The sequence below is a fragment of the Streptomyces sp. NPDC006365 genome (genome assembly GCF_042870755.1).
Taxonomy (GTDB): domain Bacteria; phylum Actinomycetota; class Actinomycetes; order Streptomycetales; family Streptomycetaceae; genus Streptomyces; species Streptomyces xiangluensis.
Genome location: NZ_JBIAHS010000052.1, coordinates 1 through 1,232 on the forward strand (window position 1 = coordinate 1; position 1,232 = coordinate 1,232).

The following is a 1,232-nucleotide window of genomic DNA, read 5'->3' on the forward strand; positions in this document are numbered from 1 at the left end:
ATCTCCCCCCTCATCACCCGGCTCAACGAGATCCGGCGGAACAGCCCGGCCCTGCGCCAGCTGCGGGATCTCCACTTCCACCAGGCGGACCAGGACGCGATCATCGCGTACTCGAAACGCAGTGCCTCGAACACGGTCCTGGTGATCGTCAACCTAGACCCTCATCACCCCCAGGAGGCCACGGTCTCCCTGGACATGCCACAACTGGGCCTGGACTGGCACGAGACCGTCCCCGTACGCGACGAGCTCACCGGCCGGACCTACCACTGGGGCAGGACGAACTATGTGCGCCTGGAGCCGGGCCGCGCTCCCGCGCACGTCTTCAAGGTCCTGCGACCGTCCTCACCGATCGGAGGGTCACCCACACCATGATCGTCAACGAGCCCGTTCAGGACACCTTCGAAGACACCCCCGCCAAGGACCGCGATCCGGAGTGGTTCAAACGCGCGGTGTTCTACGAAGTCCTCGTCCGCTCCTTCCAGGACAGCAACGGCGACGGCATCGGCGACCTCAAGGGCATCACCGCCAAGCTGGACTATCTGCAGTGGCTCGGCGTCGACTGCCTGTGGCTGCCGCCCTTCTTCAAATCACCCCTGCGCGACGGCGGTTACGACGTGTCCGACTACACGGCGGTGCTGCCGGAGTTCGGAGACCTGGCGGACTTCGTCGCGTTCGTGGACGCCGCGCACCAGCACGGCATGCGCGTGATCATCGACTTCGTCATGAACCACACCAGCGACGAGCACCCGTGGTTCCAGGAATCCCGCAGGGATCCCGACGGCCCGTACGGCGACTACTACGTGTGGGCGGACGACGACAAGCAGTACCAGGACGCCCGGATCATCTTCGTCGACACCGAGGCCTCCAACTGGACCTTCGACCCGATGCGAGGGCAGTACTACTTCCACCGCTTCTTCTCCCACCAGCCGGACCTCAACTACGAGAACCCCGCGGTGCAGGAAGAGATCCTGGCCGCCCTCAAGTTCTGGCTGGACCTGGGCATCGACGGCTTCCGCCTGGACGCGGTGCCCTATCTGTACGCCGAGGAGGGCACCAACTGCGAGAACCTGCCGCAGACGCACGCCATGCTGCGACGTGTTCGCGCCGAAATCGACGCGCATTACCCCGACACGGTGCTGCTGGCGGAGGCCAACCAGTGGCCCGAGGACGTGGTCGACTACTTCGGCGACTACAGCGCCGGCGGCGACGAATGCCACATGGCCTTCCACTTC

General features: G+C 65.2%; 1 protein-coding gene and 1 pseudogene. Both read left to right on the plus strand.

The window, feature by feature from the left end; translation table 11 throughout:
- Positions 1-372, plus strand: a pseudogene (locus ACFYO0_RS46450) (alpha-1,4-glucan--maltose-1-phosphate maltosyltransferase); the annotation flags it as partial.
- A partial coding sequence (locus ACFYO0_RS46455; RefSeq protein WP_388688527.1) for an alpha-amylase family glycosyl hydrolase occupies positions 369-1,232 on the plus strand: 864 nt, incomplete at its 3' end. The pseudogene ACFYO0_RS46450 and the gene ACFYO0_RS46455, both read left to right, overlap by 4 nt.